We start from the raw sequence: 23,246 nt of genomic DNA, 5'->3' as shown, positions 1-23,246 counted from the left end.
GTATCTTCAACTCATTGAATGGCGCAGCCGTTCAAGCGCCAACCTTATCCTCGATTTGATCGTTCCAAGCGGAAGGCCCGTCTCTTCGGCGATTTCACTGTGACTCAGCTCGCCGAAATAGGCCCGTTCGATCAGCTTCCGTTGTTTTTCGGGCAATTCCGCGATGGCCTTGCCCAGCCTTTCCGTCTCTTCCTCGATGATCAAAGCGTCGGTCTGCGAAGGCTCTTCTTCGGGGCCCCAGGGCAGGTCTTCGGGCTCGGGGCGGCGCTGCTTGCGGATCATGTCGATCTTGCGATTCCGCGCGATCGTAAAAATCCACGTCGAGACACTCGCCTTGGAGCCGTCGAACATGTGCGCCTTGCGCCAGATCGTCGCCATGACCTCCTGTGTGCATTCCTCCGCAAACTCGGGCGAAGAACCTGATTTCATCAGGAAAGCCTTTACCCGGGGGGCGAAATGCGAAAACAGGCGGGCAAATGCCTCCTGATCGCGATCCTCGCGCACCGCCGTGATCTCGGCGTTCCATTCCAAACGTTTCGCTGTTTCCATCTCTGTCCGGGAAACCCTTTCGCCGGCGGCCACTTTTCCCCTGATGGAGGTAGCCCCTCCCAATGGAGTAAAGCCTGAGCGGGCCTTAGAAAAGGTCTCGGTCTCTGAAAACATACTTCTATTACGGGGGCATCCGAACGATGGATCACTTCACGACAAAAGAATCTTTTGTCATCCGCTTTGGGTTCAGGCCCGTAGATATAACAATGACTTGCTGGGTACGGAGAACGACCTTTCCATGAACATGATTAGCCGCGCTGTCGCGCCGAAGAAAATTGCCGTCATCGGCGCCGGGATCGCGGGCATGTCCGCAGCTTACAAACTCTCTGAAACGCACGAGGTGACTCTGATCGAATCAGAGCGCCGGCTTGGTGGCCATGCCAGAACAAAGATGGGCGGGCCTCACGCCGATCAGCCCGTCGATACGGGCTTCATCGTCTTCAACTACGTGAACTATCCGCACCTCACCGCGCTCTTCTCTGATCTTGATGTGCCGGTGGTGAAATCGAACATGAGCTTTGGTGCGTCGTTTGCAGGTGGTAAACTCGAATATGCGCTAGCCAACTTCGATAAGCTGTTTGCCCAGCGTCGTAACCTCGCCAACCCCAAGTTCCTGCGCATGTGCCGCGATATCCTGCGGTTCAACGCGCGGGCGGCTGATCACGCATCCGATCCCACCCTGACAATTGGCGAACTGATCGAGAGGCTGAGGCTCGGCTCCTATTTCCGCGATCATTACCTTTTGCCGTTCTCGGGCGCGATCTGGTCGACGCCGACGCAGAAGATCCTCGATTTTCCGGCCTATGCGCTGGTCAGTTTCTTCCAGAACCATGGACTTATGGACTCCAAAGGTCAGCACCAATGGTTCACGGTCGATGGCGGGTCTGTCCAATATGTCAGCCGCCTTGGTCTGGCCATGACCCAGAAGGGCGTGAAGATCCGACTTGGTTGCGCCGTGAACGGCGTTCGCCGGACAGGCGATGGCGTCGAGATCCGGGCCGAGGGCGACGAATGGGAGCGCTTTGACGAGGTCGTCTTTGCGACGCATTCGGACATATCGCTCAAGCTCCTTTCAGACCCGAGCGAACATGAAGCCCAGGCACTTGGAGCGATCAGGTTTCAGCCCAACGACATGGTGCTCCATTCCGATCCTTCGGTCATGCCCAAGGCGCGCAAGGTCTGGTCGTCGTGGTGCTATGCCGAGGGGGCCCAGAAATCGGAAGACCGGATCGATCTGAGCTATTGGATGAACTCGCTTCAGCCATGGCTCAAGGGCGATGACCTGATCGTGACGCTGAATTCGACGCGCCCGATCCGTGAGGATCTGATCTGGGATCAGGCCACCTTCCAGCATCCCGTATTCGATGCCGCCGCCCTGCAGGCACAGCGTCAGGTCGCTTCCCTCAACGGAACGAACCGGACGTGGTTCTGTGGCGCCTGGATGAAGAACGGCTTCCATGAGGATGGCATCGCAAGCGCCGTCGACGTGGTCGCGGGGATCGGAGGGCAGCCAGCACTGGCTGTTGCCGCCGAGTGAACCAGATCGAACATATCGCCGGCGAGACCTATCATGGTCGCCGCGGAGGCACGAAGAACGCCTTTCGCTACTCGATAGATTATGTCCTGCTGGACGCCGAAGCCGCGGTCTCAACACCCGCAATGTTCGGCCGTGACAGCGCAGGCTTCATGTCGCTTTGGGATACCGATCACGGAGGGCCGCCCGGCGAGGGCAGGGGCCCGCTCTGGGTCCGCGACGTGCTTGAGGCCCACCAGATCGAGCAGCCGGCAAGGATAGAGTTGCTGGCCCAACCCCGTGTCATGGGGCACGTGTTCAACCCGGTCAGTTTCTGGCTCTGCCGGGACGACGCGGGCGTTCTTCGCACCGTGATCGCCGAGGTCACCAATACCTACGGTGATCGGCATTCGTATATCTGCCGTCATGACGATGGGCGCGAGATCACCGCAAACGAAACGCTGCGCGCGACGAAGATCTTCTACGTCTCGCCCTTTCAGCCGATCGAGGGCGGATATACGTTTCGCTTCGGGATCGAGCCGTCTCGGATCAACATCCACATCGATTACACCCAAGGAAACGGCGGCCTGATCGCGACGCTTGTGGGCAACCGCAAGCCCTTGACGACGGTGTCGATGCTCAGGGCCGGTCTGCGACGTCCGTTCGGGTCCCGCCGGGTGTTGGCGCTGATCCACTGGCAGGCGCTCAAGCTGTGGTGGAAGGGCGCGATATTCCGCCGTCGCCCAGAGCCCCCGAATGCAGAGGTCAGCAGGTGACCATTCTTGCCGCATCCCGTGGCGACAGGCTTTATGCCTGGTCGCTCTTTGGCGGCATCCTGTCGGCGGCTGGCCTGCCGATCTATATCTATGCGCCGAACTACTATGCCGAGACCTTCGGCGTCAGTCTGGCCGGCCTTGGCGTTCTTCTGTTCTTCCTGCGCCTGTTCGATTTTGTTCAGGATCCGATCCTGGGCTGGATTTCGGAACGGCTTGATTCGGCCCGAGGCCTTGCCGTTGCGTTCGGCGTCGCAATTCTCGCGCTTTCGATGATCGGCCTCTTTGCCGTGACGCCGCCGTTCGCGCCCATCTTGTGGTTCGGTCTGACGATCACCGGGCTTTTCACCTCGTTTTCGTTCCTGACGATCAACTTCTATGCCGCCGGGATCGGCAAGGCCGAGCATATCCGCGGCGGTCATGTCCGGCTTGCCGCCTGGCGCGAAAGCGGGGCCTTGCTGGGCGTGTGCATCGCAGCCGTGGCGCCCACGCTGCTGATCGGCGCGGTCGTCGCCCCCTTTGCGACCTTTGCCATCGGCTTTGCGGTTGTCGCGGTTGTCGCGGCGCTGGCGATGGCTCCGGAATGGCAGGCAAGCCGCGCGATCTCCGATCCCGTGCCGATCCGCACGATCTTTGGCGATGGGCCGGCGCGGCGTCTCTTGATCCTTGCGCTGATCAACGCGACCCCGCTTGCGGTGTCGTCGAGCCTGTTCCTGTTCTTCGTTGAAAGTCGGCTTGCGGCACCCGGTCTGGAAGGGCCGCTTCTGGTGCTGTTCTTCCTGTCGGCGGCGCTCTCCGCCCCGGGGTGGAGCTGGCTTGCCAGCCGGTTCGGGAGCAAACCCGTTCTGCTGTCCGCCATGGTCCTTGCGATCGTGTCCTTCGGCTTCACTTACACGCTGGGTGCGGGCGACTGGGTGCCCTTCGCGGTAATCTGTGTGGCATCGGGTGCCACGATCGGTGCCGATCTGACCCTTCTGCCGGCGCTGTTTGCGCGGCGGATGGCGGTGGTTTCGCCGAATGGCGGTCAGGGCTTTGGCCTTTGGTCGCTGGTTACGAAATTCTCATTGGCCTTTGCGGCGGTTATCCTTTTGCCGCTTCTCGATTGGTCCGGGTTCGAGGCGGGGCAGACAGACCTTCCCGCTTCGGCCCTCACGATGTTGACGGTTCTCTACGCACTTGTTCCGTCGGCCCTGAAACTGGCGGCGATCGCTATGCTCCTCGCCATAAAACTGGAGGACTGACACCATGTCGATTACGTTCTCGATCCTGCTCGCACTGTGCCTGGCGATTGTCTTTGCCGTTGCAACCGCAGTCGTGAAATCCCGCTATGTTTCGTTCTGGGCGCAGAAACCCGAGGATTACCCGGCCGATGGGCCACAATTCGACATTCGGCAAAAGCTGAATGGGCCGATCGTCTGCGAAGGTGTGATCTTTGGCCCGCTGGGGCGGGTCTCATCCCGTTTCGTTGCCGATTTCGAGGCAAGCTGGCAGGGCAATGTCGGCGTCATGAAGGAACACTTTCGCTATGACAGCGGGAATGAACAGCGCCGCGAGTGGCGACTGACGCTTGGCAATGACGGCACGATAAAGGCCGAGGCTCCCGATGTGATCGGAACCGGTTCGGGCAAACAGCACGGATCGGTGGTGCAGTTGAACTACCGCATCAAGCTGTCGGACGAGGCCGGTGGCCATGTTCTCGATACGACCGACTGGATGTATCTGACGCCCAATGGGTCGATCATGAACCGGAGCCAGTTCCGCAAATACGGAATCAAGGTTGCGGAACTGGTCGCGACGATGCGGCCGCGCGAAGCGGCCTGAAGACAGAATTGACGAAAGGAAAGAGTGTGACGGATTGGCTTGGAAAGCGGTATTGGCTCGTCGGTGCAAGTGAGGGTCTGGGGCGTAGCCTCGCCCAGATCATGAGCCGGGCAGGGGCCGAGGTGATCCTTTCGGCAAGGACTGCCGACCGGCTGACCGATCTTGCCGCCGACCTGCCGGGCCCGTCGAGAATCGTTCCCGTCGACGTGGCGGATCGCGCGTCCGTCGAGGCGGCTGCGGCGGAAATCGGTGAAATCGACGGAGTGGTCTTTCTTGCTGGCCTCGCGACCTTGTTCAAGACGCAGGACTGGGATGCCGACAAGACCGAACAGATGCTGGACGTGAACCTGACCGGTGCGGCCCGGGTGATCGGGCAGGTGATCAGGCCGATGGTCGAACGCAATGACGGGCATATCATCCTGACGGGATCACTGTCTGGCTTTCGTGGTTTGCCGGGTTCGATCGGCTATTCGGCGTCGAAGGCGGGGCTCATGGCGCTTGCCGAATCGATGCACGGGGATCTCAGGGGAACGAATGTCCGGGTGCAGTTGGTCAATCCCGGCTATATCGAGACCCGGATGCAGGACGACAACCCCTATCCGAAACCCTTCATGATGACGCCTGACAAGGCTGCACAAGAAGTGTTCGACCACATGTGCACAGATCATTTCCACAAGGCGTTTCCGTTCGCGTTTTCCCTTCTTTTCCGGCTTTCGCGGTTCCTGCCGACACCGGTCTACGAGGCGATCTTCTTCCGCCGCTGATCGTCGGTCGCGACGTGGCTCCTTTCGCGTTGCTTGATCCGCGTTTGCGCCAGATCAATGCGACTGCGCGCGGTGTGGCGCATGACTCCGACAGAAGGAGGATTGCGCCATGCTCAATCTCGCGAAAGACACCGTTGCCGAAATCATCATTCTTGCCCGTGAACTTGAACGGGCAACGCCCGAATTCAAGGCCTTCGTCGGAGGGCTTCCGTCAGATCAGCAGGCCGAACTGGTCGCGCTGATGTGGATCGGGCGGGGCACATATGATGCCGAGGATTGGGACGAGGCGGTCGAAACAGCCGCGGCAGAGGCCACGTCCCCCACGGCGACTTATCTCATGGGATCGCCGCACCTGGCCGATCACCTGGAAAATGGTCTCGATGCCTTGGGAATCGCGGCACGCAACGAAGAAGACGAGCTTTACTAGCCGTCAGTAGCCGGCCATCGCGGCGCGCGCCATCGGCAGCACAGCCGCCGCGATCAGGCCCACCAAGACACCGAGTGCAAGTCTCACGAGCCTATTACCCATATAGGGGGCGGCCACGCTCAGCGCGCCGCAAATTGCCGCGTAATATACCAGGGTCACAACATCCATCTACCAAGCCTAGCTGCGCACGCGGTGGGCAGACAGCCTAATAATGCGTGTGGGCATGGGCCCGGTCTGCGCGGTCGAGGTGGGGCACGGCATTATACCCAGCCAGAATCGTCCCGACCGGCCGGACATGGATTCGGTGGATCGAGGTGTTCAGGATCGGCAGGGAGACATGGGCCATCCGGGTCAGGTCGAGTTCCAGAAGATGCCGCAGGATCATGGCAATCACGCCGCCCGAGGTGATGCACAAGACCTGTCGCCCGGGTTGGGCGGCCTCCTGAAGAATGCCACTGACCCGGGATTCAAAGCTCTCGAATGTTTCGTTGCCGCAGATTTCAGCCCGTTGCCAAGCATGAAGAACCTCGATGAAATGATCGACGAAATTCTCCGGGGATGCCGGGGGGATGCCATGCGCGTCCTGAAGCGCTTGACCGAGGTTGAAGTAATCCAGTTCGTTCAGCCGGGGATCGATCTCGGGCTCGGACCATCCCATGCCGGCGGCGGTTTCCTTGTGCCGCCGAAGACTTCCCGAAAGGACAAGGTCGAATTCCTCTGACTGGTCGCGCATCCACTCTCCCAACCAGCGGGCCTGCTGATGGCCCAGATCCGACAGGCGATCATAGCCTGCCTCGTCGGTTGCTGCCGAATTTGCCTGCCCGTGCCTGACCAGAGTGATGACGCCCATTCCGTCCGAACCTCCCGAATGATCCCCTTGGCCTAGTGTTTGGCGCATCACTTGGCAAGGTATGGGCAAGGCTTTGACGGATCGGCGGAAAGTCTCGTGAAAGGCGATGGCAAGGTGGGCGTTATTGACTAGCAATCCATGCCGCCGCCTAGTGGGAGAATGCAGAACAGCGCATTCGAACCCGAAGGATAGACAATGTACAAATTGATGCTTGCCCCGGCACTTGCCCTTATTGCGCAATCCGCGCTGGCGCAGGATGCGGCCCTGATCTTGGGCAATGAAAGCTACGATCAGCTTGGTCGGCTCAGCCGTGGGTCGGCCCCCGTGGCGGCGGGGGAGGCGTTGCGCGGCATGGGGTTCGAGGTGTTTTCCGTGCCCAATGCCAGATCGGCTCAGGCGTCGGGCGCCATTGCCGAGTTCCTGCCTCTGGTCGACGGCGCGGACCGGCTGGTTGTCGTGCTGTCGGGTCGGTTTGCGACCGATGGCGACACCACATGGTTCCTTGCCACGAACGCCCGGGAGCCTGCCTATCTGAGGCTGGGGGCCGCGGCGATCGAGGTGGACGGCATCCTGCAGGTCCTTGCATCGAATCCCGGAGGAGCCCTCCTGATCCTCGGAGCCGATCCCGACGCAGACGGTGCGTTCGATCCATGGCTGCGCGAGGGAATCGGGTCGCTGGCCGTTCCACAGGGTGTGACCGTCTTGCGGGGTGAGCCGAGGGATGTGGCCGCATTCATCGAAGACGATCTGGCCGAGCCGATGGGTGATCTGACTGCGGCCATTGCGTCTGATCGCGCGATCTCGGCCGAGGGGTTTGTTCCGCGCGAATTCATCTTCATGGGTGAGCGTCCTGATCCGGATGGGGCAGCCGGCAGCAATGATCCGGCGGCACAGGCGGCACTCTGGGAAGGCGCGGTCGCGCTTGATACCGTCGAGGCCTATCAGAACTACCTCACACGCTATCCCGATGGCGAGTTCGCATCCGAGGCGCGCGCCCGGATCGAAGAGATCCTGGCAGAGCCGAATCGCGATGCCCGGCTTGCCGAAGAGGCCCTGGGCCTCGACCGGGATCAGCGGCGCGAGATCCAGCGCGATCTGACGATCCTCGATTACAACACGCGCGGCATCGACGGAATCTTCGGGCCGGGCACGCGCGGTGCCATCCTGAACTGGCAGCAGCAGAACGGTTTTGCGCAGACGTCTTACCTGACCGGCGAACAGATCGCGCGCCTCGATGCGCAGGCCGCACGGCGTGCAGCAGAGCTGGAGGCCGAGGCAGAACGGCAGCGGCAGGCAGAACTGGCCCGCGATCGGGCGTTCTGGGATGAAACCGGGGCCCAAGGGGATGAACCCGGTTTGCGGGCCTATCTTGAACGATATCCTGATGGCGCGTTCTCGGATGCCGCAAAGGCGCAGCTGGCGATCATCGAAGAAGAGAAACGCCGGGCTGCCGAGGCCGAGGATCGTGCGGCGTGGGATGCGGCCCGCGACGACGACAGCCTTCAGGCATATCGGTCCTACCTCGCGGTGTTTCCTGACGGGGTTTTCAAGTCCGAGGCAGAGGCACGCATCGCCGAGCTGGTTGCCGAAGACGAGAACTCGCAGGCCGAATCCGAGGCCCGGGCCGCCGAAGCCGCCCTGAACCTCAACCCGATCACGCGCACCCTTGTCGAGGCCAAGCTCGATCAGCTGGGCCTAAACCCCGGACCGGTCGACGGACGGTTTACCGATCATACGCGGTCGGCGTTGCGGAATTATCAGCGTGATCGCGGCCTTCCGGTGACGGGATACCTGAACGAACAGACGCTGGTGAGGCTGTTGGCCGATACGATCGGTCAGCGGAGAAACTGAGACCTGTCCGAAAGGAAGATGACCCCGGAGAATACTCCGGGGCCATCTCTCGTTCAGTCAGTCATTACTGGGCGGGAACGTAGCGTTCGAACAGGATGCGCACCGGCCCCGTTTCACCGTCGTTGAATTGCCGGACGCCCACGAGGTAGGTGCCGGTGGTCACGCGGGCGGCGACCAGCGGATCGAGATCCCCACCGTAATCATCGTTCTCGGCGACGAGTCTGCCGAAATCGTCATAGAGAACCATGATCGGATCCCCGATCCCGTTCGAGACAGCCTCGACGACGACAAGACCGGATTGATCGATGTCGAAGGAAATCCACGTCATCACATCGGTGATGTTGATGTCCTGACGGACGCGGTTGCCAAGCGGTCCGAGGGTCGTGATGGGATAGGACCCATCGAGAGGCGGGCTTGCCTCGCCCCGCTCGTACTGGCCGAACAGGGCCGCGTTCGGATCATAGCCCGCGACGCTTACAGTGATTGGAAGGCTGCTGTCGCTCAGCGCCTCCATGTCGATGCAATAGGTGCCGGCCGACAGGGGGGAGGTCATATCGATGCGGCTGTTCAGACCGTCGAAATCGTCGTTTTCGGCCAGATAATTCCCGTTCACATCGTAAAGCGTGATCAGCGGGTCGGCATTCGGGTTCTCGGCCGTGATCGAGACCGCGGCCGGCGCGGCCAGCGTGAAGCCCCACGACGTCACCTCATCGACAGATGCGGTGCCGGAGGTGCCGTTGCCGACCAGCATCCCGTCGATCGGACCGCCGGCAAGGTCGCGCGATCCCGGACCGCAGATGCCGCCGCCAACGGGCGTGGGCATGGGGTCGGTGTCGTCGTTGTCGGGGCCGGGCGGCGGCGGCGGGGGCGTCGGTTGTCCGGTCCCGATGGTGAGCGCGTCCTGTTCAGTCCGGCTCACGCGGACAAAACCCGTCATGGGGGAGCCGTCATAGCTTGTCATCGAAAGGCAATATGTTCCCGGGGACAGCATCATCTCGCCCCGTGAATTGCCTTCACCACCCGAATCGTCATCCGACAGGACGATCGTTCCGCCCGCGTCGCGCAGATCGATCACCGGATCGCCGCCGCCGCGGCCCGCGGCCTCGACCCGCACTTCCGTGGGGGACGATACGGTGAAGAGTGCGACATATTCGTTGCCCAGAAGGACGAGCGCCATTTGCTCCATGTAGGAGCCGGCGGTCGAGATGTCGGATGACTGCTCTGAGCCGCCGATCCACTGACCGTTATCCCCGACCCCACCGCACAAACCCGATTGCGCCGCCGCGGGCGCCGCGACGCCGGCGAGGGCCGTTGCGGCCAGCCAAAGCCCAATGCTCGATTTCGACATTAAAATCACTCCTCCGATATGGCATTTGTCTGGATGCTAATCGGAGCGAGGTGTCCAAGGCCAGCGCGAAACCTTGAAAGGTCTGGAAAACCAGCCTGGGCCAGTGTCCGCCAAAAAGAAAAGGCCCCGCCGAAGGCGAGGCCAAATCTGTCTGTCTGGTGTCCGGTTCAGCCCTGGCGGGCCTTGAACCGACGCTGGGTCTTGTTGATCACATAGACCCGGCCCTTGCGGCGCACGACGCGGCAATCGCGGTGGCGCTGCTTGAGCGAACGAAGCGAGTTGGCGACTTTCATGGCCTTCTCCTCATGTCGCGGCGCGGCGATTGCGCCTTGTTACGGTCGTGCCCCCGGTAAGGAGCGATGAATTCGATGGTGGGCGGTACAAGGTTCGAACTTGTGACCCCTTCGATGTCAACGAAGTGCTCTACCACTGAGCTAACCGCCCGGACGATGAAAGGCCCCCAAACAAAGATGACGCGGGAGCCCTCCGCGTCGGTGAGCGGTCTATAAAAGGAGTCGAAGAGGGGATCAAGGGCTTTTGGCAACGCGTTTCTTTGCGCTATGTTCATATCAACACGAGGGAGCGGTCATGAACAATGCGGCGTTTGATCTGATCCGGCCGGAACGGCGAACGACAAGCGTCGTTTTCGCCTCTCCGCATAGCGGGCGCATCTATCCGGATGACTTTCTCAGGGCCGCCTTGCTGGATGAAAACGAGATCCGCAGTTCGGAAGATGCTTTTGTCGATGAGCTGTTTGCAGACGCCCCGGGATACGGGGCGCCTCTGATCGCCGCCCATGCGCCGCGCGCCTATGTCGACCTCAACCGGTCGCCCGAAGAGCTTGATCCCGCCCTGATCGAGGGCGTTCGCCGTGCCGCTCATAATCCGAGGATCGCCTCTGGGCTTGGAGTGATTCCGCGGGTCGTGTCGAACGGACGTGCGATCTATCGCGGCAAACTCGGGCTGCCCGAGGTGCATCGTCGGATCAACGGGTTCTGGCGACCCTATCATGACGCGTTGCAAAGCCTGATCGACGAAAGTCATGCCGAATTCGGCGAGGCGATCCTTGTCGATTGCCATTCCATGCCGCACGAGGCCCTTGATTCCGTAAGCCCGATCGGCGGGCGTCGGCCCGATGTCGTGCTGGGCGACCGGTTCGGCGCTGCGGCGGCCGGTTCGGTGATCGGACAGATCGAGGCTGCCTTTACCTCGCGCGGGTTGCGGGTCGTGCGCAACACGCCCTTTGCCGGTGCCTATATCGCGCAGCATTATGGCCGACCGTCCCGCAAGCAGCATGCCGTTCAGGTCGAGATCGACCGAAGCCTTTACATGAACGAGAAGACGATCCGGAAATCGCCGGATTTCGACGCGTTCAAGGCGTTGCTGGTCGAGGTGATCGAAGAAATCGCTGAGATCGGGCGTCCGGCAATCGCCAAGATCGCCGCGGAATAGCGTTATCTCAGGGCGCGGCCCTTCATGATCGCATCGCTGCCGAACCGGGCGCGTATCCTGTCTGTCGCGCGTTCGGCCTCTGCCCGCTTTGCGGCGTCCGGATCGAGAAGGTCGCCTTCGCGGTCGGCCTCGCTTGCCGGGCTCAGCTCGCTCAGCCCGACACCAAGAAGCCTGTAGGCCTGACCTTGTTCGACCTGGTCGAACAGGGCGCGTGCGGTGCGGTAGATCGTGTCGGCGACCTGCGTCGGATGATGCAGGCTGTGGCGCCGGGTGATCTGTTTGTGGTTGGCGCGTTTCAGTTTCAGGGTCACGATTCGCCCTGCTGTATCTTTTGCCTTAGCCCGGCCCGATACCTTTTCGGCCATCCGCCAGATGTGACCGTCGAGGATGTCGGGGTCAGAGGTATCTTCGTGGAAGGTCGTTTCGTTCGAGATGCCCTTGATGGGTGCATTGGCCGAGACACGCCGGGCATCTTCGCCGCGGGCAAGGTGCCAGAGCCGGGTTCCCATCCCGCCGAACCTGTCTTCAAGGTCTTGTTTTTCCCAGCGGTGCAGGTCTTCGAAGGTGCGGATACCGGCCTTGTCGAGGCTTTCCTGCGCGGCCGGGCCAATACCCCAGATCAGCCCGACAGGGCGCGGACGCAGGAAATCGACCGTCTCGGCGCGCCCGATCACTGAAAATCCGCGCGGCTTTTCCAGATCCGAGGCGACCTTGGCCAGGAACTTGTTGTGCGACAGACCGATCGAGCCCGTCAGGCCAAGTTCGTCCTTCATCCGCTTCACCAGCTTCGCAAGCATCACCGCGGGCGGCGCTCCGTGAAGGCGCTGGGTGCCCGAGAGGTCCATGAATGCCTCATCGAGGCTGAGGGGTTCGACGACCGGGGTCAGTTCATCCATCATCGCCCGGATCGCGCGGGAGGCGGCGGCATAGGCATCACCGCGCGGCCGGACCACGACGGCATCGGGACACAACTGCAACGCCTTGAACATCGGCATGGCTGATCTGACGCCCTTGATCCGGGCAAGGTAGCACGCGGTCGAGACCACCCCGCGCTTGCCCCCGCCCACGATGACCGGCTTGTCAGCCAGTTCGGGATTGTCGCGCTTTTCGACGCTGGCAAAGAACGCGTCGCAATCCATATGCGCGATCGTGAGGTCGAACAGTTCGGGATGAGTGACGACACGCGGCCGGCGGCATGCCGGGCAGCGGCCCGGCCCTTCGAACATCGTCAGGCAATCTCGGCAGAGGGATGGCATGGCTTTTGCCCGATCGGGGAGGCGATTTGCGTCCGGCAGGAATGTTCCTATTTTATTCCTGATCCGGTCGGAAGGGAACCTTTTCGCGCGATCAGTGTGATCAAAAGGACGGGTGCCGAGGTGACTGAACCATTCCACGGGGCGAAGACCGCAACCTTCATCGGCGATGACCTTCTGATGATCATGCGCGACGACAAGCCGGGGATCGATTTTCCGGCCCATTGGGATTTTCCGGGCGGCGGCCGCGATGAGGGGGAGACGGGGTACCAGACCGCGGCGCGCGAGATGCGTGAAGAGGTGGGTCTCGACCTTGATCGGGCAGAAATCCTGTGGCGCAGACGCCTTCCGTCCGACACGGCGCCCGGCCGCGACAGCTGGTTCTTTGTCGCTCAGTTTCCCGCCGGGGCAGTCGACGACATCCGGTTTGGCGACGAGGGCCAGTTCTGGCGGCTCATGCCCGTGGAAGAGGTTCTGGCGCTTCCTCAGATCGTGCCGTCGCTCGCGCTTCGGCTCCGTCTGTGGCTCGACTTTCGTGCCGGTGGGAATTGATCAGATGTTGGGCCGCGCGGCCTGAGGCGAGTTCAACTCGGCCAGAATGGCTTGAGCGGCCACGGCGGGATTGGCCGCGGTCCAGACCGGGCGCCCGACGACGACGTGATCGGCCCCCGCCGCGATCGCCTGGGCAGGGGTCATGATCCGCTTCTGATCGCCCGCGTCCGAACCGGCGGGGCGGACGCCGGGCGTCACGATCAACCGACCCTCTGCCTGTGGCAGGGCCCGCACGATCGCTGCTTCGTGGGGTGAACAGACGATCCCGTCGGCCCCTGCCTCGAGAGCGCGGGCCGCGCGTTCGGTGACGATATCAACGATATCGCCATCGCGGATCATGCAATCGTCAAGGTCCTGCCTGTCGAGCGAGGTCAGGATCGTGACCGCCAGAATCGAGAGATCCTTGTCGGCCGCACCCTCTTTTGCCGCGCGCACGACATGGGGGTCGCCATGCACGGTAAGCAGGTCGAGATCGAATTGCGACAGGCCCCGCACAGCGGCCTCGACCGTCGCGCCAATGTCGAACAGCTTCATGTCCAGAAAAATGCGCTTGCCATGTTCGGACTTCAGCTCGTTGGCCAAAGCAAGCCCGCCTCCGGTGAGCATCCCCAGACCGATCTTGTAGAAACTGACTGCATCGCCGAGTTTTTCGGCCAGTTCGAGGCCTTGAAGGGCGTTTGGCACATCAAGCGCGACGATCAGCCTGTCATCCGCCATGTCGACCCCCTTTGTTGCAATGCGTATCCTGCGCCGGCTTTGGCGCGTGATCTGCGCAGTGTCAAGGAATGGGGAAAATCGGGGGATCGGCAAAAGGCCACGAAGGATCGTGACGCTGGCACCATTCACAAATCACCAGAGACAACAAAGTAGTCTCTTTCCGATCCCCCTGCGATCCGGGGACCGCGACGTTATAATAGCTGGACGATTGGGCGATTTAAGGGGAAAAACCCCGCTTCGACTTCACAGGTCGCAATCTCTGCAGGAGGCTCGAAAATATGACGAACTACGTGGTTTCTGCCCCAAGAAGTGGCCTGAACTGGACGCGATATTGCGTCGAGCATTTTGTGGGCCATCCGACGCCTGGCAAGAAACTGATCCTGCCGAATGATGACGCGTCGGCCCATGCCTTTGTCCGCACGCATGACGCGCTGTTCATGCGGCCCGATATCGAAGAGGGCCGGGCTTATCGCAAGCTTGATCCGGATGCGATGTCGGGCAATCGCGTCCTTCTGATCGTTCGGGACCCGCTGGAGACGTTCGTCCGCTCTTCGCGCAAGTCCTTTGACCATTTCGCCTGCTTTGCCGGCAATATCCGGTTTCTGGTCGCAGCGAACGCGCCTGAAAAGAAAGTCGTCCACTATGAGGATCTGGTGGCCGATCCCGATGCCATGTTCGACGTGATGACATTCTTCGACCTCGCGCCCGGGCATGGCGCACAGCCGTTGGCTCGGGAACAGGTCGTGGCCCAATGGGATCAGGTGGGCGAAGCCAGTCGTCGATCCTACCAGCGCAAGCAATTCTGGGGTGGTGGCGCCAAGACCCGCAAGAACCCGCTGGATTTCCAGTTCCACCAGAAGAATCTGACAGCGGCGGAAAAGGCCGAGGTCTGGGCATATCTGGACAAGACGCTATCGGAAGACGAGATAGAAATCCTTGCTCGATATCGCAGTTGATGATCTTGCGCAGGCGATTTCCAATCCCCATCTGATGTGTCGAGGCCCGAGGGGTGATGCGCTGCGAAGCAGGCATCCGAAAAGACGGGCGCTTGGAAAAGGAGAAAACCATGGACTTCGAAAAGTTCACGGAGCGGTCGCGCGGTTTCATTCAGTCCGCCCAGACGATCGCCATGCGGGAAAGCCATCAACGCGTTCTTCCCGAACATCTGCTCAAGGCCCTTATGGACGATGACCAGGGGTTGGCAGCCAATCTCATTCGCAGTGCGGGCGGAAGCCCGGAACAGGTGACGCAGGCCGTCGATGCGCTCGTGGCCAAGCAGCCGAAGGTGACCGGCGATGCCGGGCAGGTCTATGTCGACCCGTCGCTGGTGCGTGTTCTGGACGAGGCTGAAAAAGTCGCCAAGAAGGCGGGTGACAGCTTTGTTCCCGTTGAACGGCTGTTGACCGCGCTTGCGCTGGTCAAGACCCGCGCCAAGGAGGCGCTGGAGGCCGGAGCCGTCAATGCGCAAAAGATCAACACTGCCATCAATGACGTGCGCAAGGGCCGCACGGCCGATAGTGCGTCAGCCGAGGACAGCTATGAGGCGCTCAAGAAATACGCGCGCGATCTGACCGAGGCGGCGAGCGAGGGCAAGATCGACCCGATCATCGGCCGCGACGAGGAAATCCGCCGCGCGATGCAGGTCCTGAGCCGTCGGACAAAGAACAACCCGGTTCTCATCGGTGAGCCGGGCGTCGGCAAGACCGCGATCGCCGAGGGCCTTGCCCTGCGGATCGTCGATGGCGACGTGCCGGAATCCCTGCGCAACAAGAAGCTGATGGCGCTCGACATGGGGGCGCTCATCGCCGGCGCGAAATATCGCGGTGAATTCGAAGAACGTCTGAAGGGCGTCCTGAACGAGATCACGGCCGCGGCGGGTGAGATCATTCTCTTCATCGACGAAATGCATGTGCTTGTTGGTGCGGGCAAGACCGATGGCGCCATGGATGCGGCCAACCTGATCAAACCTGCGCTTGCACGGGGCGAGTTGCACTGCATCGGCGCGACCACGCTCGACGAATACCGCAAATACGTCGAAAAGGACGCGGCCCTTGCACGCCGGTTCCAGCCCCTGATGGTCGAGGAGCCGACGGTCGAGGATACCGTTTCCATCCTGCGCGGCATCAAGGAAAAGTACGAACTGCACCACGGTGTGCGGATTTCGGACAGTGCGCTTGTCGCCGCGGCGACGCTGTCGCACCGCTACATCACCGACCGCTTCCTGCCGGACAAGGCGATCGACCTTGTCGATGAGGCCGCATCGCGTTTGCGGATGGAGGTCGACAGCAAGCCCGAGGAACTCGACGCGCTTGACCGGCAAATCCTTCAGATGCAGATCGAGGCCGAGGCGCTGCGTGCCGAGGATGACGATGCCTCGCGTGACCGGCTCGACCGGCTGGAAAAGGAATTGTCCGATCTGCAGGACAAGTCCTCCGAGATGACGGCCAAATGGCAGGCCGAGCGTGATCGCCTGGAAGGTGCGCGCGAGGTGAAGGAGCAACTCGACAAGGCGCGCGCCGAACTCGATATCGCCAAGCGCGAGGGCAACCTCGCCCGTGCGGGGGAGCTGTCTTACGGCATCATCCCCGAGCTGGAGCGCAAGGTGAACGAGGCCGAACAGGCGGAAGACGAAGGCATGATGGTCGAGGAGGCCGTCCGTCCCGAGCAGATCGCCGAGGTTGTCGAGCGCTGGACTGGGATTCCCACGTCCAAGATGCTCGAAGGTGAGCGGGACAAGCTGTTGCGGATGGAGGATCAGCTGCATTCGCGCGTCATCGGGCAGAATGCGGCCGTTCGTGCCGTATCCAACGCAGTGCGTCGGGCCCGTGCAGGTCTGAACGACGAGAACCGTCCGCTGGGATCGTTCCTGTTCCTCGGGCCGACCGGCGTCGGCAAGACAGAGCTGACCAAAGCGGTGGCCGAGTTCCTCTTTGACGACGACAGCGCGATGGTCCGCATCGACATGTCGGAGTTCATGGAAAAGCACGCCGTCTCGCGCCTGATCGGCGCGCCTCCGGGCTACGTCGGTTATGACGAGGGTGGTGTCCTGACCGAGGCCGTGCGGCGCAGGCCCTATCAGGTCGTGTTGTTCGACGAGGTCGAAAAGGCCCATCCTGACGTGTTCAACGTTCTGTTGCAGGTGCTGGATGATGGTGTGCTGACCGATGGTCAGGGCCGCACCGTCGATTTCAAGCAGACGCTGATCGTGCTGACCTCCAACCTTGGCGCGCAAAGCCTGAGCCAGCTGCCGGACGGCGCCGATCCGAGCCAGGCGCGGCGTGACGTGATGGATGCGGTCCGGGCGCATTTCCGGCCTGAATTCCTCAACCGTCTGGACGAGACCATCATCTTCGACCGGCTTGGCCGCGAGGATATGGGCGGCATCGTCGAGATCCAGCTTGGGCTTCTGGAGAAGCGCCTGGCGCGTCGCCAGATTGATCTGGAACTGGATGATGGTGCAAAGAAATGGCTGGCCGAGGAAGGCTATGATCCGGTCTTCGGTGCCCGTCCCCTCAAGCGTGTGATCCAGCGCGCGTTGCAAGACCCGCTCGCCGAGATGCTGCTCTCCGGAGACATCAAGGACGGTGAAAGCCTGACGGTTACCGCTGGGACTGATGGGCTTATCATCGGGGATCGCGTCGGAACCTCGGACCGACCCCGGCCGGAGGATCGCGTCGTCCACTGACGCACCCTGCGCTCAATGAGAAGGCCCCCGTTCCGACGGGGGCCTTTTTTGTTTCCGGATCGCAGTGCGACAAACCGGTGTTCGTCGGCCCGAACCGGACTTCGTTGGGTGAGTCCCGATTGCATGTCCCAAAACGATAAACGTCCCCACCCATTTGGCAGGGGCAGGGACGCGCAGTTGGGTCTCGATCCTGATCAGAAGAGGAAGTTGTCGTCATCCAACTGGAAAGGCCGGATGTCTTCTAGCTCGACGGACACATCGCCCGCAGTGACAATGGTGTCACCACCATCGCGGGAAATCTGAACATCTTTCAGTTCCGAAAGACCAAGGTCGGTCAGGTCCAGCGTGTCGGCCTTGTCAAAGTCGAGGATCTTGTCGTGACCCCCACCTGCGGTCAGAACGAATGTGTCGGTACCGTCGCCGCCGATCATCACATCGTCTCCGGCACCACCGACAAGGATGTCATTTCCGTCACCGCCGATGAGAACGTCATCGTCGTTGCCGCCGTCCATCAGATCGGCACCTGCGCCGCCGACCATGATGTCGTCGCCGTCGCCGCCCAGGCCAGTGTCATCACCCTTTCCAAGAACGATCAGGTCGTCGCCGCCAAGGCCGCTGACGAAATCGGCATCCTTGGCGGTAAAGATGCGATCGTCATCATCACCGGCAATGATGAAGTCGACAACGCCCGACCCGTCAGAGGCCAGAAGGTCTGCCGGGATCAATACCCCGTCGATCACATGGGCAATCCCGTTGGCCGCCTGAATGTCGAGTGCGATGAGGTTCGGATCCGGAATATCGGGGTCTGCGTCCACGAGGCTGACGCCGTCGACCGTCAATGTGCCGCCTTGCAGCGTCTCGACCTCACCCGCCGCAAGGACTTGGCTCGATTGCAGCGATTGGCCCGCAACATGATAGGTCAGCACCTCGGTCAGCAGAGGGATCGGATCGCCGCCGCCCAGCAGCGTCAGGGCGTCGACGATGAAACCGAACGCTTCTTCTTCCGTGCCGCCTGCAAAACCGAGCGTCTCGGCAAGCGCGATGAAAGCCGCGTCGGTCGGTGCGAACACCGTCAGGTCCACCGAGGGATCGGCCAGAACAGCGTCAAGACCGGCCACTTCGGCCGCTGTTCGCAGGATATCGAAGTCGCCGGAATTATCGTCAAAGCCGTCACCCGCAATCACATCCGCGAACGTCGGTGCATCGTTACCGGGCAGATCGCCGGGGAGCAGAACGCGGTCGATCACATGCACGACACCGTTGGTCGCGTCCACATCGGTTGCGATCAGCGACGGATCCAGAAGGTCCGGCTCGGCGTCGCCGAGGGTGGGGAGTTCATCGGCGGAAATCGTTCCGCCCTGAAGCGTTGTTACCTGGCCGGCGGCCGCGATATCGCTTGCAAACTGTTCGCCAGCGGAGACGTGATAAAGGACGACGTCGTTCAGGGTCTCGACCGGGACATTCTCAACAAGAAACGTGGTCACGGCTGCGGTGTCCGACGGATCGCCTGTATAGCCGAGATCGGTGGCCAGGGCGGCAAATGCGTCATTCGTGGGTGCGAACACGGTCAGATCCTGAGACGGATCATTCAGCGTGTTGACGAGATCGGACCCCGGGATGGTCGCATCAAGCAGGGTCAGGACGTCGACTAGAATACTGAAGTTTTCATCGCCCAGGGCGATTTCGGTGACAGTGGACATCGGTCTTACCTATCCGTTGGCTGTGGAACGGACCGTATGCGGCCTCTAAAAAAAATGGCCCGGAGCGTGTGCTCCGGGCCGATTCAAGCGTCTTACATCGGCGGAAGGATCACGGCGTCGATGACATGGATCACGCCATTCGAGGCTTCGATGTCCGCGGCAACAACATTGGCGTCGTTAACCATGACGCCACCCTCGGTCATGATGGTCACGTCTGCACCGTTCACGGTGGTGGCCATCATGTTGTTGGACAGGTCGCCCGACATCACCTTGCCGGCTACCACGTGGTAGGTCAGCACGGCGGCCAGAGCCTCGGGATCTTCAAGAAGACCTTCGACGGTGCCCTCGGGCAGCGCGGCGAACGCTTCGTCCGTCGGTGCGAATACGGTGAACGGACCTTCGCCCTTCAGCGTCTCGACAAGGCCGGCGGCCTCGACGGCGGCGATCAGCGTGGTGAAGTTCCCGGCCTCGACGGCCGTGTCCACGATGTCTTTGGAGTGGCCCGCAGCAAAGGCCGAAGTGGCCATGGCGGTGCTGGCGGTCAGAGCAAGAAACGTTCTGCGAAGCATGAGAAATCTCCCTTTTTGGTTCGCAATGCCGTCATTGGCATCGGGTAGGGAAACGTCCCGGAACACGGACCAGATCACCAAGAAAAACTGCCGAACGTGCTTGACCGAAAGGCTTTGTTCGCTAAGCCAAGCGCCTTTCCGCGATCAAGTCACGAATATGTCAGAGGTGTGTGACGGGGCGTGATCAAATCGCGGCTTCATTTCAGGGAGTCCACGCCATCGTGACGCCACTGAAATCGAAATTACCGCTATACAGCCCATATCTACCGAAGGACCAGAAACGGAGATTTCCCATATGGCGCATCGCTGGACGAATGACCTGACCCGGGCGAATGTGACGCCCAAGCCTCTTTATCTCAATCGCCGGCAGATCATGCGCGGCGCGGCGGGCCTTGGTCTCGCCTCGGCATTTGGCGGCCCGGTTGCTGCGCAGGCCGGTGCGTTGGAACCCAACACCTTCGAAGAGATTACGACCTACAACAATTTCTACGAGTTCGGCACCGGTAAGGAAGATCCCGCCCGCAACGCTGGCGCCCTCGAGATCGAACCGTGGTCGATCAAGGTCGACGGTCTGGTCGACAGTCCGGGCGAGTATTCCCTCGCAGAGTTGCTCGATGGTCTGACCGAAGAAGAGCGCATCTACCGGTTCCGCTGTGTCGAGGCCTGGTCGATGGTGATCCCGTGGCGTGGCTACGAGCTGGCGGATATCCTGACCCGCGTCGGCGTGAAGCCTGAGGCCCGTTATGTCGCCTTCGAAACGGTCGTGCAGGAAGAGAACATGCCCGGCGTGCGTCGCCGCGTTATCCCGTTTCCCTATGTCGAGGGACTGCGGATCGACGAGGCGATGCATCCGCTGACATTGATGGCGACGGGCATCTATGACGAACCGATGCCGAAACAGAACGGTGCGCCGATCCGTTTGGTGGTGCCTTGGAAATACGGTTTCAAGTCGATCAAGTCGATCGTGCGCATCAGCCTTGTCGAAGATGAGCCACCGGCTAGCTGGAACGTGATCAATCCGCGGGAATACGGTTTCTACTCGAACGTGAACCCGACCGTCGATCATCCGCGCTGGAGCCAGGCGACCGAACGCCGGATCGGCGGCGGTCTGTTCGCCTCGCGGCAAGAGACGCTGATGTTCAACGGCTACGAATCCGAGGTCGCATCGCTTTATGAAGATATGGACCTGTCCGAATATTTCTGAGCCATGAGATCCGGCTATTGGCTTCTCGGCCGTGACCTGCCCCCAAGGCAGGGCAGTGGCCGGGGGCAATTCGCCCGAGGGCCGGCCAGTTCTTCCGGATATGTGAAGTTCGCGCTGCCCATACTGCGCATGGCCCGTGGGAGACCGTAACAATTCTGAATTGACGGTGAGGATACTGTCACAGCGGTTCACAAAGTCAGCCGACCATCTCAAGTGGTAACGAACGCAGCATCAGCGCCCGGAGTCCGAAGATGGACAGTGTAAACAGCCTCATTCGAAAAGTTCCGGCATGGAGCCTGTATCTGGCCAGCGCCGGCTGGGCTGCGTGGTTGTTCTATCTGGCGATCACTGGCGGTCTGGGCGTTGAGCCGATCAACGCGCTCGAGCGTGAATACGGCGAGGTTGCGATCAAGCTTCTGATCCTTGGGCTTGCTGTAACGCCGCTGCGCCGCTTCGCCGGGTTGAACCTGATGAAGTTTCGCCGTGCGATCGGCCTCTCGGCCTTCTTCTTCGTTGTGGCGCATTTCCTCGTCTTTGCCGTCCTGGATGTACAAAGCATCGACCGGGTCTGGCAGGAGATCGTCAAGCGACCGTACGTCACGGTCGGCATGGCATCGTTCCTTGCGCTGATCCCTCTGGCGATCACGTCGAACAATCTTTCCGTTCGCCGGATGGGGGGGGTCGCGTGGCGGCGACTTCACAAGTTGACCTATCCTGCCGCCTTTCTCGCCGCATTGCACTACCTCTGGATCGCGAAGGGGTTCGAGATCGAGCCGATTGCCCACGCGGTCGTCATCTTTGCACTGCTGGCCCTGAGGGTTCGACTGCCACGACGACAGGTTGCGGCCTAGGTCATCGCGGGGCCGCGGCTGGCCATGTCCTTGAGCCGACTGAGGGGCCACCCATCACCTGAGCCTGCTGCTCCGATATCTCGACCGGCTGAGCCGGCCTTGCTTCTCGTAGAGGCTTGACTCAGCTACCGGTCCATACGCTATCGTTTGTCAGTATTTTTAATTGTGTTTGGGTGGATTAGCGTAATGTTAAGAACAGTTCTTGGTTCAATCGTTTCTTTGTTTCTTGTTTCGGCTGCATCTGCTGCCACCGTCGATCTTACTGACGAAATATTCGTTCCCGGCTCCGTGACATATGATTCCGCTGGCCCGATCAACGGGTTTCAGGAAGCCGTAGATGGTGTGACCTTTACCTTTGCGACTGGCGGTCAGTTCAGGAATATCGGCGCCTGGACGTCGGTCATCGATCCCGCGGATGCCGCACTTTCGTTCGGTGGGGGAGGGGGGAACGCCTCCAGTTTCACACTGATGGTCTCGGCCGATATTATGCTGACTTCGTTTCTGGGGTTCGCACAGCAGTTCAATACGGGCGCGATCTTTGATGTTACGGGCCTTGGTGTCGCGTCACTGGGGAACAGCTTCGCGACCGAGGGCTTTCTTTTGTCGGGAACGCCCGGTGTGAACAGCTTCATCGGGGGGCCGCTGCAACTCTTGTCGGGGCAGCTCTATACCTTCACCACGACGAACAGCGGCTTCGCCACGCTCAGCCATCTGACCGGCCTTGAGTTCAGCAAGATCGCGCCCATCCCGCTGCCGGCCGGACTTCCGCTTATGTTGCTGGCGCTGGGCGGACTGGCGCTTGTCAGACGACGGGCGTCCTGACCTTCGGTTACATCTATAGACAAGGGCGCCGTCTGGGGCGCCCTTTTCGATTCCCGGGTCGTGATGATTTTTGTTTCCCGTTGTCCCGCCGCTCGCTAGCGTCGCGCGCATGGACCAGACCCGTCGCACCATACTCCTGACGTTCCTTGTATTTGCGCTGGAGCCGCTGCCCTTCGGGGCATGGCTCGCACAGATACCGGATGTGAAGGATGCGATCGGTCTGTCAAAGGCCGAGTTGGCCATTGCCCTGATCGGGCTGCCCATCGGTGTCTTGCCCGCATTGCAGTTCGCAGGGGCGATCCTGTCGCGGTTCGGGCCGCGGCGACTTTTGGCGGTGGCGTTCCCGGCACATGCCTTGGTGGTCTGCCTGCCCCTTCTCGCCTTCAGTCAGATTTCCCTGTTCTTCGCCTTGATCGCCTATGGCGCGCTGATTGCGGTCTTTCTCACAGCGCTGAATGTCTATGCGGGGCGGCTCGAGAAACAGCGGGACGTCGTGATCATGAACCGCGCACATGGGTTCTGGGCGCTTGGTGTCATGGTGGGGT

24 protein-coding genes and 1 tRNA gene (1 of these 25 only partly in view) are annotated in these 23,246 nt (G+C 61.2%); 15 read left to right on the top strand and 10 right to left on the bottom strand.

Features of this window, described 5'->3' with window-relative positions; translation table 11 throughout:
- Positions 1 to 6 precede the first annotated feature (6 nt).
- Positions 7 to 663, bottom strand: a complete 657-nt coding sequence (locus EP376_RS09490) for a sigma-70 family RNA polymerase sigma factor (RefSeq protein ID WP_127655301.1) — start codon at positions 661 to 663, stop codon at positions 7 to 9.
- Between the two features lie 124 nt (positions 664 to 787).
- Here EP376_RS09490 and EP376_RS09485 point away from each other — a divergent pair, with 124 nt between their 5' ends.
- The 6 genes from EP376_RS09485 (at position 788) to EP376_RS09460 (ending at position 5,847) form a co-directional block, all read left to right on the top strand.
- Entirely contained in the window at positions 788 to 2,086 is a 1,299-nt protein-coding gene (locus EP376_RS09485; RefSeq protein ID WP_127655300.1) for an NAD(P)/FAD-dependent oxidoreductase, read from the top strand.
- Complete coding sequence (locus tag EP376_RS09480) at positions 2,083 to 2,838, top strand: DUF1365 domain-containing protein (RefSeq protein WP_127655299.1); 756 nt, start codon at positions 2,083 to 2,085, stop codon at positions 2,836 to 2,838. Before EP376_RS09485 ends, EP376_RS09480 begins: the two co-directional genes overlap by 4 nt.
- Positions 2,835 to 4,076 carry an MFS transporter gene (locus EP376_RS09475; protein ID WP_127655298.1) on the top strand — a complete coding sequence of 414 codons (1,242 nt, stop codon included), beginning with the start codon at positions 2,835 to 2,837 and terminating at the stop codon, positions 4,074 to 4,076. Before EP376_RS09480 ends, EP376_RS09475 begins: the two co-directional genes overlap by 4 nt.
- Positions 4,077 to 4,080: 4 nt before the next feature.
- Positions 4,081 to 4,656 carry a DUF3833 family protein gene (locus EP376_RS09470; RefSeq protein ID WP_127655297.1) on the top strand — a complete coding sequence of 192 codons (576 nt, stop codon included), beginning with the start codon at positions 4,081 to 4,083 and terminating at the stop codon, positions 4,654 to 4,656.
- A 26-nt stretch (positions 4,657 to 4,682) separates the two neighbouring features.
- Positions 4,683 to 5,420, top strand: coding sequence for an SDR family NAD(P)-dependent oxidoreductase (locus EP376_RS09465; protein WP_127655296.1), 738 nt, complete (start codon positions 4,683 to 4,685; stop codon positions 5,418 to 5,420).
- A gap of 109 nt (positions 5,421 to 5,529) precedes the next feature.
- Positions 5,530 to 5,847 (top strand): DUF3775 domain-containing protein, encoded by a 318-nt coding sequence (locus tag EP376_RS09460; protein WP_127655295.1) that lies wholly within the window; start codon positions 5,530 to 5,532, stop codon positions 5,845 to 5,847.
- 3 nt (positions 5,848 to 5,850) lie between these two features.
- On the opposite strand, the gene EP376_RS22965 is transcribed toward EP376_RS09460, so the two are convergent.
- Entirely contained in the window at positions 5,851 to 6,015 is a 165-nt protein-coding gene (locus EP376_RS22965; RefSeq protein WP_164744898.1) for a hypothetical protein, read from the bottom strand.
- A gap of 37 nt (positions 6,016 to 6,052) precedes the next feature.
- Positions 6,053 to 6,697 carry a histidine phosphatase family protein gene (locus EP376_RS09455; protein ID WP_127655294.1) on the bottom strand — a complete coding sequence of 215 codons (645 nt, stop codon included), beginning with the start codon at positions 6,695 to 6,697 and terminating at the stop codon, positions 6,053 to 6,055.
- Positions 6,698 to 6,892: 195 nt separating this feature from the next.
- Between EP376_RS09455 and EP376_RS09450 the strand changes: the two genes are divergently transcribed.
- The gene (locus EP376_RS09450; RefSeq protein ID WP_127655293.1) at positions 6,893 to 8,548 is read left to right on the top strand and encodes a peptidoglycan-binding domain-containing protein; all 1,656 of its coding nucleotides are present in this window, start codon (positions 6,893 to 6,895) and stop codon (positions 8,546 to 8,548) included.
- A 64-nt stretch (positions 8,549 to 8,612) separates the two neighbouring features.
- Here the strand turns inward: EP376_RS09450 and EP376_RS09445 are convergent, their stop codons facing one another.
- From EP376_RS09445 to EP376_RS09435, 3 genes are all read right to left on the bottom strand, one after another.
- The gene (locus EP376_RS09445) at positions 8,613 to 9,896 is read right to left on the bottom strand and encodes a PPC domain-containing protein (RefSeq protein ID WP_127655292.1); all 1,284 of its coding nucleotides are present in this window, start codon (positions 9,894 to 9,896) and stop codon (positions 8,613 to 8,615) included.
- 167 nt (positions 9,897 to 10,063) lie between these two features.
- Positions 10,064 to 10,189 (bottom strand): type B 50S ribosomal protein L36, encoded by a 126-nt coding sequence (gene ykgO, locus EP376_RS09440; protein WP_008884645.1) that lies wholly within the window; start codon positions 10,187 to 10,189, stop codon positions 10,064 to 10,066.
- A 76-nt stretch (positions 10,190 to 10,265) separates the two neighbouring features.
- Positions 10,266 to 10,340: transfer RNA gene (locus tag EP376_RS09435), tRNA-Val, on the bottom strand.
- A 144-nt stretch (positions 10,341 to 10,484) separates the two neighbouring features.
- On the opposite strand from EP376_RS09435, the gene EP376_RS09430 reads away from it, so the two are divergent.
- The gene (locus EP376_RS09430; protein ID WP_127655291.1) at positions 10,485 to 11,348 is read left to right on the top strand and encodes an N-formylglutamate amidohydrolase; all 864 of its coding nucleotides are present in this window, start codon (positions 10,485 to 10,487) and stop codon (positions 11,346 to 11,348) included.
- Positions 11,349 to 11,350: 2 nt separating this feature from the next.
- Here EP376_RS09430 and EP376_RS09425 read toward each other — a convergent pair whose 3' ends face one another.
- Entirely contained in the window at positions 11,351 to 12,604 is a 1,254-nt protein-coding gene (locus tag EP376_RS09425) for a DNA polymerase IV (RefSeq protein WP_127655290.1), read from the bottom strand.
- A gap of 120 nt (positions 12,605 to 12,724) precedes the next feature.
- Here EP376_RS09425 and EP376_RS09420 point away from each other — a divergent pair, with 120 nt between their 5' ends.
- Entirely contained in the window at positions 12,725 to 13,153 is a 429-nt protein-coding gene (locus tag EP376_RS09420) for an NUDIX domain-containing protein (protein WP_240652448.1), read from the top strand.
- Here the strand turns inward: EP376_RS09420 and pyrF are convergent, their stop codons facing one another.
- Positions 13,154 to 13,870, bottom strand: coding sequence for an orotidine-5'-phosphate decarboxylase (pyrF, locus tag EP376_RS09415; protein ID WP_127655289.1), 717 nt, complete (start codon positions 13,868 to 13,870; stop codon positions 13,154 to 13,156).
- Positions 13,871 to 14,148: 278 nt separating this feature from the next.
- Here pyrF and EP376_RS09410 point away from each other — a divergent pair, with 278 nt between their 5' ends.
- Together EP376_RS09410 and clpB are read left to right on the top strand one after the other, a co-directional pair.
- Positions 14,149 to 14,826 (top strand): hypothetical protein, encoded by a 678-nt coding sequence (locus tag EP376_RS09410; protein ID WP_127655288.1) that lies wholly within the window; start codon positions 14,149 to 14,151, stop codon positions 14,824 to 14,826.
- Between the two features lie 110 nt (positions 14,827 to 14,936).
- On the top strand, positions 14,937 to 17,555 hold the full coding sequence (clpB, locus tag EP376_RS09405) for an ATP-dependent chaperone ClpB (RefSeq protein WP_127655287.1): 2,619 nt from the start codon (positions 14,937 to 14,939) through the stop codon (positions 17,553 to 17,555).
- Positions 17,556 to 17,749: 194 nt separating this feature from the next.
- On the opposite strand, the gene EP376_RS09400 is transcribed toward clpB, so the two are convergent.
- Both EP376_RS09400 and EP376_RS09395 read right to left on the bottom strand, forming a co-directional pair.
- Positions 17,750 to 19,255, bottom strand: coding sequence for a fasciclin domain-containing protein (locus EP376_RS09400; protein ID WP_127655286.1), 1,506 nt, complete (start codon positions 19,253 to 19,255; stop codon positions 17,750 to 17,752).
- A 92-nt stretch (positions 19,256 to 19,347) separates the two neighbouring features.
- On the bottom strand, positions 19,348 to 19,824 hold the full coding sequence (locus EP376_RS09395; RefSeq protein ID WP_127655285.1) for a fasciclin domain-containing protein: 477 nt from the start codon (positions 19,822 to 19,824) through the stop codon (positions 19,348 to 19,350).
- A 295-nt stretch (positions 19,825 to 20,119) separates the two neighbouring features.
- On the opposite strand from EP376_RS09395, the gene msrP reads away from it, so the two are divergent.
- From msrP to EP376_RS09375, 4 genes are all read left to right on the top strand, one after another.
- On the top strand, positions 20,120 to 21,028 hold the full coding sequence (gene msrP, locus EP376_RS09390) for a protein-methionine-sulfoxide reductase catalytic subunit MsrP (RefSeq protein ID WP_127655284.1): 909 nt from the start codon (positions 20,120 to 20,122) through the stop codon (positions 21,026 to 21,028).
- A 251-nt stretch (positions 21,029 to 21,279) separates the two neighbouring features.
- Positions 21,280 to 21,879, top strand: coding sequence for a protein-methionine-sulfoxide reductase heme-binding subunit MsrQ (gene msrQ / locus EP376_RS09385; RefSeq protein ID WP_127655283.1), 600 nt, complete (start codon positions 21,280 to 21,282; stop codon positions 21,877 to 21,879).
- Between the two features lie 288 nt (positions 21,880 to 22,167).
- Positions 22,168 to 22,701, top strand: a complete 534-nt coding sequence (locus EP376_RS09380; RefSeq protein ID WP_240652447.1) for a VPLPA-CTERM sorting domain-containing protein — start codon at positions 22,168 to 22,170, stop codon at positions 22,699 to 22,701.
- 109 nt (positions 22,702 to 22,810) lie between these two features.
- On the top strand, positions 22,811 to 23,246 hold the 5' portion of the coding sequence (locus EP376_RS09375; RefSeq protein ID WP_127655282.1) for an MFS transporter. It continues 734 nt past the right edge of the window; only the first 436 of its 1,170 coding nucleotides appear in the window; its start codon is at positions 22,811 to 22,813; its stop codon lies off the right edge, out of view.

Origin of the sequence: Alexandriicola marinus (assembly GCF_004000435.1) — a bacterium.
Taxonomy (GTDB): Bacteria; Pseudomonadota; Alphaproteobacteria; order Rhodobacterales; family Rhodobacteraceae; genus Alexandriicola; species Alexandriicola marinus.
This window is presented reverse-complemented; position numbering and strand designations above follow the sequence as displayed.

Bases quoted from the DNA above. Each gene is read 5' to 3' on its own strand.
- EP376_RS09460 (WP_127655295.1), top strand. From the start codon at position 5,530: ATGCTCAATCTCGCGAAAGACACCGTTGCCGAAATCATCATTCTTGCC.
- ykgO (WP_008884645.1), bottom strand. From the start codon at position 10,189: ATGAAAGTCGCCAACTCGCTTCGTTCGCTCAAGCAGCGCCACCGCGAT.
- msrQ (WP_127655283.1), top strand. From the start codon at position 21,280: ATGGACAGTGTAAACAGCCTCATTCGAAAAGTTCCGGCATGGAGCCTG.
- EP376_RS09395 (WP_127655285.1), bottom strand. From the start codon at position 19,824: ATGCTTCGCAGAACGTTTCTTGCTCTGACCGCCAGCACCGCCATGGCC.
- clpB (WP_127655287.1), top strand. From the start codon at position 14,937: ATGGACTTCGAAAAGTTCACGGAGCGGTCGCGCGGTTTCATTCAGTCC.
- EP376_RS09430 (WP_127655291.1), top strand. From the start codon at position 10,485: ATGAACAATGCGGCGTTTGATCTGATCCGGCCGGAACGGCGAACGACA.
- EP376_RS09455 (WP_127655294.1), bottom strand. From the start codon at position 6,697: ATGGGCGTCATCACTCTGGTCAGGCACGGGCAGGCAAATTCGGCAGCA.
- EP376_RS09410 (WP_127655288.1), top strand. From the start codon at position 14,149: ATGACGAACTACGTGGTTTCTGCCCCAAGAAGTGGCCTGAACTGGACG.
- EP376_RS09470 (WP_127655297.1), top strand. From the start codon at position 4,081: ATGTCGATTACGTTCTCGATCCTGCTCGCACTGTGCCTGGCGATTGTC.
- pyrF (WP_127655289.1), bottom strand. From the start codon at position 13,870: ATGGCGGATGACAGGCTGATCGTCGCGCTTGATGTGCCAAACGCCCTT.
- EP376_RS09450 (WP_127655293.1), top strand. From the start codon at position 6,893: ATGTACAAATTGATGCTTGCCCCGGCACTTGCCCTTATTGCGCAATCC.
- msrP (WP_127655284.1), top strand. From the start codon at position 20,120: ATGGCGCATCGCTGGACGAATGACCTGACCCGGGCGAATGTGACGCCC.
- EP376_RS09400 (WP_127655286.1), bottom strand. From the start codon at position 19,255: ATGTCCACTGTCACCGAAATCGCCCTGGGCGATGAAAACTTCAGTATT.
- EP376_RS09490 (WP_127655301.1), bottom strand. From the start codon at position 663: ATGTTTTCAGAGACCGAGACCTTTTCTAAGGCCCGCTCAGGCTTTACT.
- EP376_RS09485 (WP_127655300.1), top strand. From the start codon at position 788: ATGAACATGATTAGCCGCGCTGTCGCGCCGAAGAAAATTGCCGTCATC.
- EP376_RS09445 (WP_127655292.1), bottom strand. From the start codon at position 9,896: ATGTCGAAATCGAGCATTGGGCTTTGGCTGGCCGCAACGGCCCTCGCC.
- EP376_RS22965 (WP_164744898.1), bottom strand. From the start codon at position 6,015: ATGGATGTTGTGACCCTGGTATATTACGCGGCAATTTGCGGCGCGCTG.
- EP376_RS09425 (WP_127655290.1), bottom strand. From the start codon at position 12,604: ATGCCATCCCTCTGCCGAGATTGCCTGACGATGTTCGAAGGGCCGGGC.